At 52.7% G+C, this 18725-nt stretch carries 17 protein-coding genes and 1 pseudogene; 10 read left to right on the top strand and 8 right to left on the bottom strand.

Going from position 1 to position 18725, the window contains the following annotated elements:
• The first annotated feature begins 22 nt into the window (after window positions 1–22).
• The 4 genes and pseudogenes from tilS (at window position 23) to DB847_RS03660 (ending at window position 5055) form a co-directional block, all read left to right on the top strand.
• A pseudogene (gene tilS, locus DB847_RS03675) lies at window positions 23–1416 on the top strand (tRNA lysidine(34) synthetase TilS).
• 192 nt (window positions 1417–1608) lie between these two features.
• The gene (purH, locus tag DB847_RS03670) at window positions 1609–3171 is read left to right on the top strand and encodes a bifunctional phosphoribosylaminoimidazolecarboxamide formyltransferase/IMP cyclohydrolase (RefSeq protein ID WP_108649500.1); all 1563 of its coding nucleotides are present in this window, start codon (window positions 1609–1611) and stop codon (window positions 3169–3171) included.
• A gap of 11 nt (window positions 3172–3182) precedes the next feature.
• Window positions 3183–4472: a phosphoribosylamine--glycine ligase gene (gene purD / locus DB847_RS03665; protein WP_108649499.1), complete on the top strand. Its 1290-nt coding sequence runs from the start codon at window positions 3183–3185 to the stop codon at window positions 4470–4472.
• An 82-nt stretch (window positions 4473–4554) separates the two neighbouring features.
• Window positions 4555–5055, top strand: coding sequence for an aminoacyl-tRNA deacylase (locus DB847_RS03660; RefSeq protein WP_108649498.1), 501 nt, complete (start codon window positions 4555–4557; stop codon window positions 5053–5055).
• 136 nt (window positions 5056–5191) lie between these two features.
• Here DB847_RS03660 and DB847_RS03655 read toward each other — a convergent pair whose 3' ends face one another.
• The 3 genes from DB847_RS03655 to DB847_RS03645 all read right to left on the bottom strand — a co-directional run bounded on the left by DB847_RS03655 (window position 5192) and on the right by DB847_RS03645 (window position 6732).
• Entirely contained in the window at window positions 5192–5608 is a 417-nt protein-coding gene (locus tag DB847_RS03655) for a hypothetical protein (protein ID WP_108649497.1), read from the bottom strand.
• Between the two features lie 105 nt (window positions 5609–5713).
• Window positions 5714–5986, bottom strand: coding sequence for a nucleoid-associated protein HU-alpha (gene hupA / locus DB847_RS03650; RefSeq protein ID WP_108649496.1), 273 nt, complete (start codon window positions 5984–5986; stop codon window positions 5714–5716).
• Between the two features lie 164 nt (window positions 5987–6150).
• Complete coding sequence (locus DB847_RS03645) at window positions 6151–6732, bottom strand: YjaG family protein (RefSeq protein ID WP_108649495.1); 582 nt, start codon at window positions 6730–6732, stop codon at window positions 6151–6153.
• Window positions 6733–6976: 244 nt separating this feature from the next.
• Here DB847_RS03645 and DB847_RS03640 point away from each other — a divergent pair, with 244 nt between their 5' ends.
• A complete protein-coding gene (locus DB847_RS03640; RefSeq protein ID WP_108649494.1) occupies window positions 6977–7921 on the top strand; it encodes a D-2-hydroxyacid dehydrogenase in 945 nt (314 codons plus the stop codon).
• Window positions 7922–7992: 71 nt separating this feature from the next.
• On the opposite strand, the gene rarD is transcribed toward DB847_RS03640, so the two are convergent.
• Window positions 7993–8889 carry an EamA family transporter RarD gene (gene rarD / locus DB847_RS03635; protein WP_108649493.1) on the bottom strand — a complete coding sequence of 299 codons (897 nt, stop codon included), beginning with the start codon at window positions 8887–8889 and terminating at the stop codon, window positions 7993–7995.
• 133 nt (window positions 8890–9022) lie between these two features.
• On the opposite strand from rarD, the gene DB847_RS03630 reads away from it, so the two are divergent.
• Window positions 9023–9625, top strand: coding sequence for a uracil-DNA glycosylase family protein (locus tag DB847_RS03630; RefSeq protein WP_108649492.1), 603 nt, complete (start codon window positions 9023–9025; stop codon window positions 9623–9625).
• A 240-nt stretch (window positions 9626–9865) separates the two neighbouring features.
• Window positions 9866–11257, top strand: coding sequence for a murein DD-endopeptidase MepM (gene mepM, locus DB847_RS03625; RefSeq protein ID WP_108649491.1), 1392 nt, complete (start codon window positions 9866–9868; stop codon window positions 11255–11257).
• A 594-nt stretch (window positions 11258–11851) separates the two neighbouring features.
• Here mepM and DB847_RS03615 read toward each other — a convergent pair.
• From DB847_RS03615 to hemE, 4 genes are all read right to left on the bottom strand, one after another.
• Window positions 11852–12274 (bottom strand): hypothetical protein, encoded by a 423-nt coding sequence (locus DB847_RS03615; protein ID WP_108649489.1) that lies wholly within the window; start codon window positions 12272–12274, stop codon window positions 11852–11854.
• Window positions 12275–12372: 98 nt separating this feature from the next.
• Window positions 12373–13167 (bottom strand): alpha/beta fold hydrolase, encoded by a 795-nt coding sequence (locus tag DB847_RS03610; protein ID WP_199911702.1) that lies wholly within the window; start codon window positions 13165–13167, stop codon window positions 12373–12375.
• Window positions 13168–14704: 1537 nt separating this feature from the next.
• The gene (locus tag DB847_RS03605) at window positions 14705–15292 is read right to left on the bottom strand and encodes a class I SAM-dependent DNA methyltransferase (RefSeq protein ID WP_108649488.1); all 588 of its coding nucleotides are present in this window, start codon (window positions 15290–15292) and stop codon (window positions 14705–14707) included.
• Between the two features lie 101 nt (window positions 15293–15393).
• Window positions 15394–16461, bottom strand: a complete 1068-nt coding sequence (gene hemE / locus DB847_RS03600; RefSeq protein ID WP_108652898.1) for a uroporphyrinogen decarboxylase — start codon at window positions 16459–16461, stop codon at window positions 15394–15396.
• A 449-nt stretch (window positions 16462–16910) separates the two neighbouring features.
• On the opposite strand from hemE, the gene rsd reads away from it, so the two are divergent.
• The 3 genes from rsd (at window position 16911) to DB847_RS03585 (ending at window position 18722) form a co-directional block, all read left to right on the top strand.
• Window positions 16911–17393: a sigma D regulator gene (gene rsd / locus DB847_RS03595; protein WP_108649487.1), complete on the top strand. Its 483-nt coding sequence runs from the start codon at window positions 16911–16913 to the stop codon at window positions 17391–17393.
• 183 nt (window positions 17394–17576) lie between these two features.
• Window positions 17577–17948: a PilZ domain-containing protein gene (locus DB847_RS03590; protein ID WP_108649486.1), complete on the top strand. Its 372-nt coding sequence runs from the start codon at window positions 17577–17579 to the stop codon at window positions 17946–17948.
• Window positions 17949–18092: 144 nt separating this feature from the next.
• The gene (locus DB847_RS03585) at window positions 18093–18722 is read left to right on the top strand and encodes an acetate uptake transporter (protein WP_108649485.1); all 630 of its coding nucleotides are present in this window, start codon (window positions 18093–18095) and stop codon (window positions 18720–18722) included.
• The last annotated feature ends 3 nt before the right edge of the window (window positions 18723–18725 follow it).

The raw sequence follows: 18725 nt of genomic DNA, 5'->3' as shown, positions 1-18725 counted from the left end.
ATTCTTGCAATCCGGGTCGGTTATGAAAAAATGCTCACAGCATCGGATCTTCCGATCCCCTATTGTCCATTCAAGCAAAGAGCATTCGAGTCGTATGGAGCAGGATCACCTACTTTCCCTGGTCTCACAGAGCGTGGGAACCGATAAACAGATTTTAGTTGCCTACAGTGGCGGGGTTGATTCAACCGTTCTGCTGCACCTGCTGACTCAGCTCAGAGACAGATGCTTTGACCTTAAGCTCCGGGCGATTCACATCCACCACGGACTAAGTGAGAATGCCGATGCCTGGGCCAAGAGCTGCCAGCGGCTGTGTGACGCCTGGAAGGTTCCCCTGCATATAGTCCATGTCGAAGTTCCCCTGGATCAGGTGAGCCTGGAGGCCTCGGCCCGCAACGCCCGTTACCAGGCGATCAACTCTATCATCCAGCCCGGTGAAACCCTGGCCGTCGCTCAGCATCAGGATGATCAGGCAGAGACCTTTTTGCTGGCTCTCAAACGGGGCAGTGGCCCGGCAGGACTCGCCGCCATGGCACCACGCATGCCCTATCAACGCGGTCATATCGTCCGCCCACTGATCCATGTGAGCCGTCAACAGATCGAAGCTTACGCCCATCAGCATCATTTTGACTGGGTAGAGGATGAGAGTAATCAGCAAGATAGATTTGATCGTAACTTTCTGCGCCTTAAAGTTACCCCGCTGCTGCGTGAACGCTGGCCTCACTTTGCCAGAATGACCGCCCGCAGCGCCATGCTCTGCGCCGAACAGGAGGAGCTACTCGATGAGCTTCTCCAGGACTCGCTGCAGCAGCTACAGGATGAGAATGAAGCGATCTCCATCAGTGGCCTGCAGAAACTCTCGGCGATCAAGCGCCGCGCCCTGCTCCGCCGCTGGTTCGCCTGTCACAACAGTCTGATGCCCACCCGGGAGCAACTGAGTACATTATGGAATGAGATCGCCCTGAGCCGTGAGGATGCCGATCCCAGGATGCACCTGCCCCCCTGGCAGATCCGCCGCTACCGGGACCGTCTCTACCTGCTGCCAGAATTTGCCTCCCTGCGTGGGAAATCCCTGACATGGGACACGACACACCCCCTTAGCCTGCCCGATGGGCTAGGCAGGATCCACCCCCATGTCGAGGGGATCAACCTGCGAGCCCCAAAAGCAGATGAGCCGGTGAGCGTACGCTTTGGGGCGGCACCAGGCAAACTCAACATCATCGGGCGCAACGGCTCACGTCAGCTGAAGAAACTTTGGCAGGAGTTTGGGATCCCCCCTGGCAAAGAGACAGGATCCCGCTGCTCTATTATGGTGAGACCCTGATCGCCGCCCTCGGAACCTTTGTCACCAGGGCCGGAGCTCCAAACGCAGACGAACCACAGTGGCAGATCTACTGGGCTCGTCCCTGGCTTGCCTGAGTAACCACCATCGCACGGGCAGCCCCATGGCGGCTCGCCCGAATCCCTCCATAAAACTCCGCCAGCTCGGCTTATCATTTCCCGGCAATTAGGGTAGAATTGCCCAACCTCGCGGGGAGGTTTCCGCCAAACTCATTTATTTTCGAGTGAGTTTCGCGAAATATCCCCCCAAAAACGAGGAAACAACAGGCAATGGACAACAATCGCCCCATACGTCGTGCACTACTCAGCGTTTCAGACAAAAGTGGCATCATTGAGCTTGCACAAGCGCTCCAGGCCAGCCAGGTTGAGCTGATTTCAACCGGAGGCACAGCCAAACTTCTGCGCGAGCAAGGTATTGCGGTAAAAGATGTTTCAGAGCTCACCGGCCATCCGGAGATCATGGCTGGGCGCGTCAAGACTCTGCACCCCATTGTTCACGGTGGCATACTCGGACGCCGAGGCCAGGATGAAGCAGTGATGGAGGAGCATCATATCCTTCCCATCGACCTGGTTGTCGTCAATCTCTACCCCTTTGCCCAAACCATCCGCCAGCCTGGCTGCACCCTGAGCGATGCGATTGAAAATATCGATATCGGTGGCCCAACCATGATCCGCTCCGCAGCGAAAAACCACCGCGATGTCAGCGTTGTCGTCTCCCCAAGCGACTACCCTCTCATCCTCGAAGAGCTGAAACAGCAACAAGCCATCACGGCCCCAACTCGCTTCAAGCTCGCCCAGCGCGCCTTTGCTCACACCGCAGCCTACGACAGCATGATTGCTCAGTACCTTGAGCAGCAACTCGAAGAAGCCCCCGAGTTCCCCCAGACTCTGAGCTGCCAATTCGAGAAAAAGATGGATCTGCGCTACGGTGAGAACAGCCACCAGCAGGCCGCTTTTTATCGGGATAACGGCCAGCAGACCGGCACCATCGCCAGCTCCACTCAGCTGCAGGGCAAAGAGCTCTCCTACAACAACATCGCCGATGCCGATGCGGCCCTGTGTTGTGTCAGTGAGTATCAGCAAGCGGCCTGTGTCATCGTCAAGCATGCCAACCCCTGTGGGGTCGCCATTGCAGACAGCGTCTGTGAAGCCTATCAGAAGGCGTTTGCCACCGACCCAACCTCGGCGTTTGGCGGGATCATCGCATTTAACCGCGAGCTGGATGCCAAGACAGCCCAAACCATCATGGATAACCAGTTTGCTGAAGTGATAGTGGCACCAAGTATCCAGGATGAAGCAGCAAAACTGCTGACCGCCAAGCCCAACCTGCGGGTTCTTGCCTGTGGGCCTATCAGCCAGCCTGAGTCGGGACGCGACATCAAGCAAGTCCGTGGCGGTATCCTGCTGCAGGACAGTGATCTCAAGGTGGTCACCCGTGACGACCTGACCATAGTCAGCAAGCGTCAGCCAACCGAGCAGGAGCTTGAGGATCTGATGTTCAGCTGGAAACTGGTGAAGTACGTCAAATCCAATGCCATCGTCTATGCCAAAGATGGCCAGGCGCTGGGTGTGGGTGCCGGCCAGATGAGCCGGGTGTTCTCTGCGAAGATCGCCTCGATGAAAGCCGCCGAAGAGAAGCTTGACATCACAGGAGCCGTCATGGCATCCGATGCCTTCTTCCCGTTTCGCGATGGCATCGATGCGGCAGCCGAAGCCGGGATCAAATGCATCATCCAGCCAGGCGGATCGATTCGTGATGAAGAGATCATCGCCGCAGCCGATGAGCACGACATGACCATGGTTCTCACCGGAGTTCGTCACTTCCGTCACTAATTGGAGTCATTATGAAAGTATTGATCGTCGGTGGTGGTGGCCGTGAACACGCCATTGCCTGGAAAGTTCGTCAGTCTGCCAAGGTCACAGATGTATTTGTGGCTCCCGGTAATGCCGGTACTGCTCTGGAGGCCGGTGTAGAAAATGTGGCCATCTCAGATACAGATATCAATGGCCTGCTGGAGTTTGCCAAACAGCAAGCCATCGATCTGACCATAGTCGGTCCCGAGGCTCCTCTGGTGAAAGGGATAGTCGATCGCTTCCAGGAGACGGGGCTGGCCATTTTTGGCCCCAGCCAACAGGCGGCTCAACTGGAGGGCTCTAAGGCCTACAGCAAGGCTTTCCTGGCGCGCCATGGGATCCCAACCGCCGCTTACCAGACCTTCACCAAGGTTGCCCCTGCCAAAGAGTATGCGGACAGCCTGGGCTATCCTGTGGTGATCAAGGCCGATGGCCTGGCTGCCGGTAAGGGAGTGATCATCGCCCAGGACCAGCAACAGGCGTTTCAGGCGATTGATGACATGCTGAGCCTGAACCGCTTTGCCGAAGCCGGTGCCCGCATCGTCATCGAGGAGTTCCTGCATGGTGAGGAAGCCTCCTTCATCGTGATGTGTGATGGCAAAAGCGTCCTGCCTCTGGCCACCAGCCAGGATCACAAGGCGCTGGGTGATGGTGATACCGGCCCCAATACCGGTGGAATGGGAGCCTGCTCTCCTGCGGCCATCGTCACTCCTGAGCTTCATCAAAAAGTGATGGAGCAGGTGATCTGGCCAACCCTGCACGGTATGGAGAAAGATGGTATTCCCTATACCGGTTTCCTCTACGCGGGACTGATGATAAGCCCGGATGGAGACCTTAAGGTGCTGGAGTTTAATTGCCGTCTCGGCGATCCTGAGACCCAGCCTCTGCTGACCCGGATGCGCTCCGATCTTGCAAGTTTGTGCCTGGCCGCCACCTCTCAAACCCTGGGAGAGCAAACCATGGAGTTTGATCCCCGCCCGGCCCTTGGGGTGGTGATGGCCAGCGGCGGCTACCCCTATGCTTACCAGAGCGGCTACCCGATTCAGGGGCTGGATCAGGTGCCAGCCTCTGTGGCCAAGGTGTTTCATGCCGGAACCACCCTGGAGCAGGGCGAAGTCGTCAACAAGGGTGGACGTGTGCTCTGTGTGACCGCAATGGCTGAGACCATGCTTGAGGCCCAGCAGCAGGCCTACCAGGCTGTCAGTCAAATCAGCTGGACAGACACCTGTTATCGAACCGATATCGGATATCATGCGGTAAAAGCGCCTCTTCACTCCTAGGCCACTCTTTGCAGCCCTACGGGGCTGCATCTCCCCTCCCACCAGCTAAACTTGTGGTAGAGACCCTCGTCCGGAGTCTGCCATGATCCAGTCACAGCTCTATCGCCTGCTCAACGAAGCTGAGATCCCTTACGGGATCTATCATCACCACCCCAGTTATACCTCTCAGCAGACCGCTCAGGATATCCATATCGACAGTCATGCCTTCGCCAAGACGGTGATCCTGCGCTGTCATCGCCGTGAGCTTGTGATGGTGGTGGTGCCTGCCAATGCCATCTTGCAGCTGCGCCCTCTCGCCCGCTCGTTAGAGTTCGATGAGCTGGATCTGGTCCCTGAATATCAACTGGCTGGCTTGTTCGAACAGTGTGAGCCCGGAGCCATGCCCCCCTTTGGCCATCTGTTTAATATTCCGACCTATCTCTCCAGCGATCTGCTGGATCAGAAACAGCTGTGGTTTAATGCCGGAAACCACCAGGAAGCGATCCAGATGAACATCCTGGACTATATCCGGCTTGCGCTACCCAGGCTGTTTTCGGGCGGGGTTCACTATGTGGATGTCAGTGCCAGGATGCATCACCACTGAAACGGCCTTGGGCTGATTGGAGCGGCTGGGATCATAAAATCATCCGAAAACGAACGCAGCCGCTGTGCACTTCATAGGCACAGTGGCTGCTGATGGATTGGATCCCTTCTCTTCCCTCTTTCGGGGTCACAGGGTTTTACTCCTGCAGCATCTCCAGTTTAGGGGGATCGCTGGTCAGGACATCCACCCGGTAATCCCAGGTTCGAACCGTGTAGTGATGAATCGGCTCACCCAGATGCAGTCCCTCGGTCTGCAGGTGGAACCAGGCCAGGTAGCTGGATGGGGCGATCAGCTGTACCACGTTCTCCAGCATCTGCTCATCATAGGGGATAAAGAGTTCACCCTCCTCAAGCAAGCGATGTGAAAACACCTTACGAAAGGTCAGGCGACAGATAGAAAGTGGGTAACTGGAATGGCTGGCCGGGCGGCCCAAAGTAATATGCAGCTCACCTTCCCAGATACGCTGATGAAGTTCATTGAGGGATAGTCCAGAGTCGAGTCCTTTTGCTGGCCCCCAGGGAAAAGCAATTTGCCGAATAGCCTGAGTACTCATGGCACCTCCTCAATTAATTTGGTACCAACACCTACTTAAGTATATCAGCTGAAGTTATGTGATGAGAACAGGAGCCGCCACCTTGGGGGCAGCTCCCGGGAGAGGTTACTTTACAGCGTCTTTCAGCGCCTTGCCTGCGACAAATGAAGGCACATTTGCAGCGGCAATTTTGATCTCAGCACCGGTTTGGGGGTTACGGCCGGTACGCTCTGGACGATGATTGATTTTGAAGGTACCAAAACCGATCAGCTGCACAGGTTCACCATCACGCAAGCTGGCAGTAATACCCTCAAGGATCTCTTCTAATGCTGCTTTAGCCTGGACTTTGCTCATATCCGCTTTCGCAGCAATCACATCTACCAGTTGAGTTTTATTCATACGATTTCCTTTCTGGTTTAACGAACTTCTAGAGATAGCTCAACATACATGAGCTCCATGCTGGCAAAAGGTTGATGGAAGATCAATAACCAATGCGCGGCCTTCTGCCAAAATCTGTGAAAAACAGCACATTTATCCCTTAATCCGGGAAAAAATGTGCATTGTCAGCTATCAAGGGAGATCCCAAGGTTACTGACTCCCTGTGCCGTTGCAAGCTCACGGATCCCTTCAATCACCTTTTCGTCGCGAGGTTGGGCCACTCGCTGCAGCAGCTCAACCTGGAACTCCATCTCCTGCTCGACCAGCTCCTGCTCATAGAGCTCCTCCTCACTGAGCTCTCGCTCAGCAAGCAGCTCCACAAAGCCCGCCACACAATTTAATGAAACCTTAGATGCCTCCTCAGCCTCATCACCGATCCGGCAAACCACCGAGTTGTATGCTGAGCACAGGGCGACACAGGCATCGATAGCGGGATACACCCCATAGCTATCAAACTTCTGTGGCTCAGGGATCTGTGATTCAACCTCCTCAAGCTGAGCCGATAGATCAACCTGCATTGAGCGCTGAACCAGGTATTGCCACATGGTATCCAGTGCAAGGCGAAGCTTCTGAGCCTGTCCAAAATCGCAGGCCTCCGAGAACAGCTGATAGTTAGGATACATCCTCTCTGCCAATGCCAGTGAAAACAGGGTTTGCTGCCAGGGCATCAACTTATTGAGTTTTTTATAAAACTTATCACCAAACACGGTTTGTTATCTCTTGGCAAATTTTCCCGATTGTAGCCGATGGCCGAAGCCAGGAGAATCATTCTAAGGGATTGTGGGTAACTTTATTTGCCGAAGTAGCCAAATGGGGAGCTCACCCACAAATATTGAGTGAATCAATTACCCGAATAAAGCTCCACATGGTAACGTTAAGAGTGAGGTGAACTGTGAGAGTCACTGCGTATCGTTGAAGGGATCCAACCGCTCGGCATGAGGAAGATAGCCAATGACCAATCACATATTACTGCTGTTAAGCCAGGATAACTCCCAATATGAATATCTGATCGGTCAGCAATCGCTTCCCGATCTACAGATCCTCAGAGCCGATGATCCCATGGATGCCAGAGAGAAAGCCGGCCAGGCCGAGATTATTCTCGGAGATCCCCCCGAAATCGCCAAGATCATCGATGATGCACCCGCTCTTAAGTGGGTGCAATCCTCTCATGCCGGTGTCGATGCCCTGCTTCAACCCAAGATGCGTCAAGATTATCAGTTGACCAATGTCAGACACATCTTTGGCCCCCCAATGTCTGAGTATGTGTTTGCCCAGTTACTCGGGCTGAACCGTCACCTCTCCCTGTATCGGGAGCAACAACGCAAGAAACGCTGGCACCCGATTCTCTATAGCCACCTGCACGGCAAAACCATGCTGCTGCTGGGAACCGGAACCATTGGCCAACATGTAGCCGCGACGGCCAAGCATTTTGGGATGAAGACCCTTGGGATCAATCAAAGTGGTCGTCACTCAGACCGATTCGATCGAATCTACAACACCGAGGCTCTGGACAAGGTGCTCCCCCAGGTTGATGTGATCATCAATACCCTGCCGGCAACTCCAAAAACCTATCACATGCTGGGCGAGAAACAGCTGCGGCTATGTAAGCCAAATGCCATCTTGTTTAACGTGGGACGAGGCAGCACCATAGATACTCAGGCACTGATTGAGGTGATGAATGACGGCCATCTGGGAGCCGCCATTCTGGATGTGTTTGAACAGGAACCTCTGCCCTCACAAAGCCCGCTATGGAGCATTCCGAATCTCATCATCACCCCGCACATCTCAGCCTATAGCTTCCCGGAGGAGGTGACCACCATATTTACCCGCAACTATCTGCACTATATCAATGATACGCCGCTGGATTACCAGATCGACTTTCATCGGGGGTATTAGGCTCAGTAAAGGATGCTCATTTCAAAGCAGAAATATCAGCCCTGTCCACCCAGTCATCAAACAGGGCAGAGCTAGCGTTGCAGCTTGAAACGGCTCAACCGCGACAACGGCAGCAGTGATACTAAAAGTCCGGCCCACACAAAGGCAAAGCCCACCTCGCGCACCGCGTCGGGCGTCTCTTTGAACCAAAAAATAGCCAGGACAAAAGCCAGCGAGGGCTCGATATACTGCAACAGACCCACAGTGCTCATCGGAGTTTTCCTGACCCCGATAGAAAAAAGCAGCACCGGAAGCAGAGTCATCGGAGCACAGAGAATCAACAAGCCACGCACCGACCAGTCCCCTTCAAAGAACCACTGATACTGGTGATTCCAGCCCATCCATAGCATCCAGCCAACGGCAAAAGGAAGCAGACAGAGATTCTCAACATACAGGCTGGTCATGTTGGGGTAGCGTACCTTCTTTTTCATCAGGCCATAAACGGCAAAAAAGCCTCCCATCACCAAAGAGATCAGGGGGAGCTGGCCATAAGAGATCAGCATATAGATGAGCCCTGTCACCGCCAGTATCACGGCTAATAGCTTCTGCAACACCAGCCGCTCCTTGAAGAAAAGCACTCCAAAGGCGATGTTAAACAGCGGGGTCATGAAATAGCCCAGACTCGCCGCCAGCACCTGCTGATGAGTCAGAGCCCAGCTAAATACACTCCAGCTCACTGTCATCATACACCCCGCCGCGACCATCAACCCCAGCTGAGCCGGATCGTTTCTGAGCTGCTGCCAGCTCGGTCGCGGAGCGAATGCAAGGTAGATCAGTTCAAACAGGATCACCGACCACAACAAACGCTGAGCCAAAAGCTCCCAAATATTGATACCATCAAGATATTGATAGAAGAGCGGCAGCAATCCCCAGAAGATAAAGGCTAAAGCGGAGATCAGCAGCCCCTGATGTTGAGACCACCTGTTCATAATATTAATCGCATCGTTTAATTTCCTAAAAGGCTAATCAGTATGTGACTATTTCTCAAGCACTATTTAGCAAAAACCGTCACAATTTTTATTTATAAGGCATCACTTTTAGAAGCCCCTCAGAGTATTCATCATGGATGAGCGCCCACTACAGTTTCTACTACAAAAAATCCATCAGTGTCAGCTTTGCCAGCAGGCATTGCCACTGGGGGCCAACCCGGTGATCAGAGCCCGCTCCCAGGCCAGGATCCTGATTATTGGCCAGGCACCCGGTCTCAAGGTCCATCACAGTGACCTCCCCTGGAATGACGCCTCGGGAAAAAGACTGCGCCAATGGCTGCAGCTCTCTCCCCGGGAGTTTTACGATGCCAGTAAGATTGCCATCATGCCGATGGGTCTGTGCTACCCGGGACGGGGAAAATCCGGTGATAAGCCGCCCCGCCCTGAGTGTGCTCCCCTGTGGCATCCTCAGGTTCTGAAGTTACTCCCCGAACTCAGATTGACCCTGCTGGTTGGTCAATATGCCCAACGCTACTATCTGCAAACCAACAATCTGACCGAGACCGTCCTTAACTGGCGCCACTATCTGCCGCAGTTACTTCCCCTTCCCCACCCATCTCCCCGCAATCAGCTTTGGTTTAAAAGAAATCCGTGGTTTGATGAGGAGCTGGTTCCCTGGCTACAGCCGCATATTCAAAAAATAATTGGGGAACCAATGGAACCTTCGGCACTCTAATGAGGGTTTAGGCTCTGTTAACCCTTAAGATGTGGTGGTTAACTGAGCCTATAGGTACCTCTAATTAGAAAATGGGTGGGCGATCAGAATAAAAACTGCAATTGCCCCTGTTTTTTGTGCACTTTTTAGCCTAAAATCGGCGCCCTGTCCTGACAGACTTTGTCCGAACTGGTGAGATTTTGACGAAACATCACCTTATGTGGAGCCAACACCAGCTCTGATATTGACCGGAAGATATTAATGACTGAGTTACAAAAACAAAGATCAACTACAACCCTGCCATTTCCGATCAACAAACGGATACTCATCTCACTGGTAACCCTGGTCTGCCTGTGTGCCATAGTGATCCAGATGCTCCCAAGCTCCAACCGCCTGCTTCAGCAGTCCAGCTCTATTCCACTGGCGGCCATAGATGCTAAGCCAGAGCCTGCCACAACGGTCACAGCGTCGGAGGGATCAGAGAAATCATCAACCGCTCCTCAGACTGCCGGTGGAGATGATCATGACTATGCCATCCCGGACAAAGAGCTGCTCAAGGAGCCGGTCACCGATAAGCTTGATGATCTGGCCCTGAGTGAAGGCCAGTGGCAAAACTATGAAGTCCAGCGTGGAGACACCCTGAGTGGCATCCTCAGCGGACTGGGGCTCTCCAATACCGATCTCTACCGTTTGCTGGCCACAGATAAAAACCACCAGCTGTCCACCCTGCGACCAGGACAAAATATCGATCTGCTGATCGACAAAGATAATCAGCTGCAGAAACTGGAGCTGCGCGTCGATCTGGCCCACAGCCTGATCTTCACCCGGACCGACAACGGCTTTAGCAGTGAGCTGACCAAGCAGGCCAGTCACTGGAAATCATCAACCATTACAGGTGTTGTGACCGACAACTTCTACAATAGCGCCAGCCGTTCCGGTCTGACGCCGGGACAGATCCATAAAATAGCCGAGCTGTTCCAGTGGAAGGTCAACTTCAGCCGCGACTTCCGCAAGGGCGATCGCTTTGAAGTACTTCTGGATAAGGAGGTGATCCAGGGCAAGCAAACCGGTGATGAAAGAATTATCGGCGTTCAGCTGCTGCTGGCAGGCAAGACCTACAGTGCCTATCGCTTCCGTACCGGCGAGTACTATGATGAACGCGGCTACAGCCTGAACCGGGCATTTCGTCGCTACCCCTTCAAGGGACACTACCGGATCAGCTCGCCGTTTAACCTGCACCGGGTTCATCCGGTCACCCATAGGATCTCCCCTCACTATGGAACCGACTTTGCTCTGCCCGTTGGAACCCCGGTCCTGGCCACCGGAGATGGAGAGGTGGTGTTTGCCGGTTATCAGCGCTATGCGGGCAACTACATAGTGGTTCGTTATGGCCGTAAATACAGCACCCGCTACCTGCACCTGAGTAAACTCCTGGTGAAAAAGGGAGACAAGGTCAACATCGGCCAGAAGATAGCCCTCAGCGGCAACACCGGCCGTACAACCGGGCCACACCTGCACTATGAAGTACGGATCTACAACCGTCCGGTCAACCCGATGACGGTCAAGCTGCCGATGTCACGCAGCATTGATCAGCGTGATCGCTCCCGCTTCCTGGCCGAGGTCAGCAAATATCAAAAAGAGATGAATAGCTAATGATGAAAAGGGCAGCCAGTGGCTGCCCTTTTCACATCAGGTGAATGAAGTATACTCTCATCCCCCGGCGGGCATGCTCCCCGAGCTAAAAACCTGCCCGGTATCATTTCTCTGGCCGTCCCGAATCTTGTTTGCGCCTGTGCCCCTTGGCCGCCGTGAGGAGTGATAGATCTCCCTGAGCTGCGTTGACATCAAATCCGTAGAGTCTTTTGAGGCAATCCGGGCAGAAACTATGAGTACATTCAGAGTGCATCCTGCGAGTGAGGTATGATTCAACTTGGATCCAGCTCTCTCCCTCATGGGCTGATTCTTTTTCGAGTTTTATCTTTTTGCACTTTGCACAGATAGGAAGCAGGTTCTCCAGTTCATATACACGCTCCTCAAGCTTCTCCTTCAAAAGGTGGATCCTCAGAAGTGCCATCCCGATATTCGCCCCTAAGCATCCCCCAAACAGAAATGGGGCTATATAGCTTTTAAAAATAAATGGATTAAACCCAACAGACATCTTGTGAAAAAATGAGAAACAGCACAGAGCTGCAGCCCCTATAAGAAATGAGATCCCAAAGGAGAGCCACTTTCTTCTTGTTAAGTACATCAATGCAAACCACCTCTATTCCGCCCCATAGAAAGCTCTCTTTGGCACTCAGGACAGAGACTATGAGTAAACTCAGTTCGCGTTTTATCTGTAATATATTGCTCAACATCGACCCAGGAGCTCATATCCTCAGGAGCACAATCAGCCTTTCTTATTTTTTTGCAGCTTGCACAGATAGGAAGTAAAACCTCCAGCTCCTCTACCCGCACCTCAAGCTGCTTCTTCAGGGCATAGCCCCGAAAAAAAACACCTCCTGTGATGAAGCCAATAAAGCCTCCAAACCAGGCGTGAGCTATGTAGCTCTCCCATAAAAACGGGTCAAAACCGACAACAAGCTTGTGAAAAAAAGAGAAGACACACAGGCAGGCTGCGCCTATGAGAGATGAAAAGAGTAAGGTCACAAACAGCCACCTTTTCTGCATGTTTCAAGATCCCTTTGAAACCACACAAGAAAAGTGTAGCAAGAAACTGACCCTCAGCTTCCTGTATTTGAATAATCTTTCACCGAGATCAAAGCAGGTCAGCTCACCCGTGGGAGCTCAGGAACTTCATGACCTCTGGCAGAACAATATCGGAGTGCTGGTATAGCTGAGTCTGACTCGGGAAATGATAAGAGAGCCGCGTCCTTGATGAGCCTGGCGCACCGGGTTACCTTTGAAATCCTGGGATCCTTACCACCTGCATAGAGCAGGCAGGGGAGATCTATGGCACTACAGACATCCTCTATTGAATCCCTGTCATGCATCGCAGCGGCCAAAGCCTGAAGGTCATTACCCAAGATCCATGTTTTCGCCTCCCGGCTAAAGGCTACCCCTGCGAATGACTCCAAAGCTTTAATGAACAGCTCAGGATCTCTACCATCGACACCATAAAAATCCGGAGCCGGATCGGCATAAGGGTGAGCCCCTCCAATGATAAGAGACTTAAGACGGCTCCTGGCATACTTTGCCATACCAAAACCGATCCATCCCCCCATGGAGTATCCCCAGTAATGGGCCTGTCGGATATCGAGAGCATCCAACACAGCCACGACATCACTGACTCTGAGCGGCAGTTGATACAGCTCACTATCATGGGGCTTATCGCTCAGGCCATGGCCACGAGCATCGATCATCACCAATTGGTAGTGAGGCTTGAGACGCTCGGTATAGCCAAACAGCTCCCAGGCTTGTAGTGCTGAGGTAGAGCCATGCTGCAATACCAGGGCTGGTCCCTCCCCTTCAACCCGATAGTGAATCTTCAGTCCTTTATTCTCTGCATAGGGCATCCGTAAAGTCTCCAGGTGATGATGTGTCAGGATTCGATGCAGCCGCATGCGGATTTTAATCACTGAACCGTGAGAAACCAACTCGGTGTATCCTGCTTGCTTTGTAGCCATGCGAACTTGATTGCATTGCATGCAGCTAATATTGTGGCTTCGCCACAGAATATGTCGGGGCGGACCGACAGCGGGCAAGGTTGACCTATCCTGCGGATGGCTAATTTGCAGCTTCGCTGCAAGTGCCGGTGCTGACCGGCGGCAGGCACGGCCGTTCTCAGGCATCCTGCCCTTCACGGCATTGATATATCCCTATATGGCAAAGGTGCTCCGCGCTTCTGATACACAGGGAAGTGTGAATGTCGCGTTAAACATGGATGTTGTTAGCGGCGTGCATCTCCCGGGGCGCCCCGGATCTCGCTTTATCCTCGGCTCCTCTAAGGATTAAGGCACCGCTTAGACACAACGTCCCTGTCACGACTAAGCTCTCATCACATCCATGTGATTCGACCTGAAACCTCTACGATTCGCCTCGGCGCTCACTAACGGGGGTTAAACTTCCCCTTTGATTCGCGCCGAAAAATCATAAGGTGATTTGAAGTTGAGCAGCACGGATGCTGCGAGTGTGCAGCTAGTATAGGGACATACTGTCTGCGCAGTGCTTCAAAACACTATGATTTTGAGGAATAAGCGAATCGGGGGGCACCCTGGGGGTTGTTAGGGGGACAGGGTGAGCAGTCCCCCTAACCCGTCGTCTGCGGCCGGACAATTGTGCCGCAGGCACAAAAAGCTGACCGTTGGTCAAATCACTGAAGTTCGCTTTGTACCAATAGCGAACGTCTATATATCCTGCGGATAGCCTTTTTGCAGCTGCGCTGCATTATTGCCGGGGTGCCGGCAGCACATTACTTTTGTTCCGCCAAAAGTAATCAAAAGCTCCCTTCGCGCTGCGAGTCCCTCCACAGAGCTGCGGTGCTCGGCATCCTGCCTCGAAAACAAAAATAGTGGGTTTATAGTTCGCCTAGGCACTCGCTAACGGGGGGTTAAACTTCCCCTTTGATTCGTGCCTGAAAATCATAATGCGAGTGAAGCCGAATGGCGGGACGCCATAAGTGCATAGCCACGCCAGGGGAGGAGTCTCTCTCGGAGAGACAGAGCGAGAGATAGGGATATAGAACTGGGTAGGCATATCATGGATGATATGCAGTGTGTCTATGCTGAGCTTCAGGGAGTAAGTGATTTTCAGGATTTCCACGAATCGAGGGGCATCCTCGGGGTTGTTAGGGGGACTGGATGAGCAGTCCCTGCCATACAGGATGTATCAATGCCGTGGAAGGCAGGATGCCTAGGAACGGCCTGACCCGCAGGTAGCTATCGTCATCCATGACTACCGCCACATTCGCACATCCTTGTGCTACATCCGCGGCCGGACAATTGTGCCGCAGGCACAAATACTCAGTCCGAAGGACAAAAAGCTAACAATAGCGAAAGTTATAAACATCCTGCGGTTCGTCACAACCACCAAGAGGGGTCTTCATCCGGTAAGGGGCAAGCGAGCAGAGCCTCAGTGAGCGTCGTAACAATCACTAAAGCTCTATGCTGTATTTTTTCCTATGGCCATCAAGACAGTCATTAACCCTTTTGAACTATTCATCTCAAATGGTTTAGTCAGTGTAATCTCAGTGAATCCATGGGCTTGCAAGGCACTGAGCACCCTGTGCTCTGACAGCCCAATCTGCGAAGTTTCATCCCTCGCCAGCCAGTCCCACTGAACAAATATGCCACCAGGCTTCATAAGGGATTTTATCAATCCAAGGGTCATCTCATAATCTGCTAAGAAGCCACAAACCGAGGAAGCAAGGATCAAATCAAACTTGTTCGCCAAGTCAGGGTTATGCTCAATTAACTCTTGTGTTAGAAAATCAGCAATCGCCGACACATTGGTGAGCTTCTTGTTCAGCAAATGCTTTATCATCTCAGGTGAAGCATCAAGGGCCACTATCTCTTTTACTCTTGGGCTAAGAAGCTGAGTAAGAGCGCCCGTACCACAGCCAAAATCAAAGACAGATAAATCATCAATCTTTATGCTGCTTAAGAGTTCTTCAAACGCCTTAGCCGCATATTCTTGCACCGAAGGATCAAGATCCCAGCCTTGTGCATACTCATCCCATGGATTCTTCAAACCAATACTCCTGAAATTTTTGCCCTGAGTTAACCCCCATCAAAAAGAAAGGGGCCCAGGGCGCTCAGAGGCTATTTCCCCAGCCCCTGAGCATGCCATCCTCACCCCTGATGAAACGGCCGCGACAGTTGATGCACCGCCTCGATAAAGACTCCGGCATTATCTGGATCCACATCCGGATGGATGCCATGCCCCAGGTTGAACACATGTCCGGAGCCTGAGCCAAACTGATCCAGGATCTTCTGAACCTCCTGGCGAATCCTTTTTGGTGGTGCATACAGCACCGAGGGGTCCATGTTCCCCTGCAATACCACCTTGTCACCGATGCGTCGTTTCGCCTCGCTCATCTCTATGGTCCAGTCCAGCCCCACGGCATCACAGCCTGAATCGGCGATCGCCTCCAGCCAGGGACCACCATTTTTGGTAAACAGAGTCACGGGGATCCGCTGCCCGTCACGCTCTCGCTGCAACCCTTTGATAATCTGACTCATGTAGGCCAATGAAAACTCCTGATAGGCCGCTTCTCCAAGCACCCCACCCCAGGTATCAAAGATCATCACCGAGTCCGCCCCGGCACTGATCTGGGCATTGAGATAATCGGTAACGGAAAGCGCCAGACGGCGCAGCAGCTGATGCAGAATCTGTGGCTCGGCATAGAGCATCCGCTTGATCCGATTAAACGCCTTGCTACTGCCTCCCTCGACCATATAGGTTGCCAGGGTCCAGGGGCTCCCGGAAAAACCGATGAGAGGAACCTCCTGCTTGAGCTCGCGTTTAATGGTACGAACCGCATCCATCACGTAGCCCAGCTCCTGCTCCGGATCCAACTGTGGCAACTTCTCCACATCCCGCATCGAATCTATGGTGCGCTCAAATATCGGCCCCTTGCCCGGCTCAAATCTAAGCCCAAGTCCCATCGCATCAGGAATGGTCAGAATGTCGGAAAATAGGATCGCCGCATCCAGGGGAAAGCGTCGTAGCGGCTGCAGGGTGACCTCACAGGCCAGCTCAGGATTTTGGCACATTGTCATGAAATCACCAGCCTGGGCACGCAGCTCGCGGTACTCAGGAAGGTAGCGTCCGGCCTGACGCATCATCCATACCGGGGTTCGGTCTACTTCCTGGCGCAGCAGGGCTCTGAGGTAACGATCGTTTTTCAGTGGGCTCATCATGATTATCGCTTGGTAAACAGTAGGGCTATCTTAACTGAGTTCAGTGAGAACTCCCAAAGCCAATCAGGCAAAATAGCCCACAGCATTTAAATGGTTTTTAAAGTTAAAATCACATTTTTCACAATAAATAGCTTACGGAGAGCTCCTTTCCCATAAATGTGAGCCTGTTCAAAAGATAGCAACGATTTCGACAAATTCATTCGCTAGTTGCCCAAGGTGTTTGATATAACAATCACGCGCTAGTGATAACAATGTCGAAGCTCGTCTCTCAGCGAGCCCTGTCAAAAAAGTGATTGGCCCTTGCGAGGCATCGCAAGGGTTTTTTATTGCCTCTCATACCCTCCCCGAATCTCACAAAATCACAATAACTATTGACTGTTGAGGCAGATCACTTTAGTTATAGCCATAGAGCTTTTACGCTCAGCCCCCTACCGCGAGGAGGAAATATGATCGGTGAATGCGAACAATCCAAGTACGAGTTGGCAGGCCAACACAGCTTGATCTCTGACTGGCTGGAAGCCAGGCAAGCACTACTGGTCGCCTATATAGAGCTGGCGAATCCCAAGGAGGGAAGCCTGCGCCCACAACCAGAAACCGATGAGCTACAAAATTTCTGCCAGCTCCTGGTGGACTATGTATCGGCCGGCCACTTTGAACTATACCGCTATGTGATGAAGGCCTATGAGCAGGCCAGTGGCAAGAGTCTCAAAATAGCCCAGCGCATCTATCCCCATATTCAGGCAACCACTGAGTACGCTCTGCAGTTCAGTGACAAATATAGCCAGCCTGATGAAGAGCAGTTACTACAGCTCGATGAGGAGCTCAATAAACTCGGCCCAATCCTTGAGGAGCGGTTTCGTAATGAAGATCGCATGGCTGCCGTCCTGCATATCTTCGAGATGCTCAATCAAGAGGATGAAGCCGAATAGATAGCAGGCTTATTGGTTAACCCTGCCTGCCAATCCCCCCTAAACCAGGGGCAGGCCTCGCTGTCCAAATCTCAAGCTGCCCGCCGGTGAATTCAACAAAATATTCACTTTTTTCCTCTGCTCCCGTAATCTAACCGATGAACGGACTAAACTAAGAGTTGTAAGGAAGCGGAGAGCACCATCATGGCCGAACGCAGAATGTTTTCACGGGTCGTATATAAGGCTCAGGCACATATCTCACAGAATGGGCAGGAGTGGGAAACCGAACTCAGAGATCTATCTCTTCGAGGGGCCCTCACCGATGCACCCGATAACTGGACACCAACAGACGACGATCAGTACGTATTGCGCTTTAATCTGGATCATTCAGATATTGAGCTGACAATGCAGGTACAGCTGCGCCACATTGAGCCCCATCGCCTTGGTTTCTTATGCCACCATATCGATATCGACAGCGCCAGCCATCTACGCCGTCTGATCGAGCTCAACGTCGGTAATGACGAACTGCTGCACCGTGAGCTGGAGCATCTGATCGAAGACGAGATCTCCAACTAGCCGAGCCTAGTTACATCTCCATAAAAAAACCAACACCTGCGTGTTGGTTTTTTTTAACACTTCTGTCCCTTGGGCAATAACATCCTCTGTGCTAATATTCCGCCTCATTTTACATAATCCCCATTCATTAGCGTAAAACACACTATGAGCACAAATAAACTCGGTAACCCAGCCGTCATCGGACTGGGCGGCTTCGGTATGACCACTATGGTCCTGCAATTTCATAACCTGGGATGGTGCGGCATCGCTCCGGTTATCTGGCTTGGTCTGGTATTCGGTGGTGGCTGTCAGCTACTGGCGGGCCTGATGGAGTTCAAAAAGAATAACAACTTCGGTTGCATCGCATTCACCGGATATGGCGCCTTCTGGATCACCTTCTGCCTGATGCTGATCTTCGGCACCAACAGCGCCGTGACCCAGCACTATGGTGTGTTCCAGTTTACGACCCAGGACCTTGCGTTCTACCTGCTGGTTTGGGCTATCTTTACCCTGATCCTATTCATCGGCTCTATGCGTCAGCACACCGCGATTGCTCTGGTATTCCTGACTCTGTTCCTGGGCTTTGCCGGTCTTTCGGCTCATGCATTCACAGGTAATGCCCTGTACGGTACTCTGGCGGCCTGGGATCTGCTGATCTGTGCCATCCTGGCATGGTACTCCATGACTCAGATCGTTTATGCCGATCTGGGGATCAAGCTACCTGTTGGTCCAGCCTGGATCACGAGCTCCCCGATGGACCAGCCTGAATCAAAGGCTGAGCTCAGCATCGCCTGAAAA

The organism is Dongshaea marina, assembly GCF_003072645.1.
Lineage (GTDB): Bacteria > Pseudomonadota > Gammaproteobacteria > Enterobacterales > Aeromonadaceae > Dongshaea > Dongshaea marina.
Note: the sequence above shows the minus strand (reverse complement) of the source record. Positions and strands in the feature narration are given on the sequence as shown.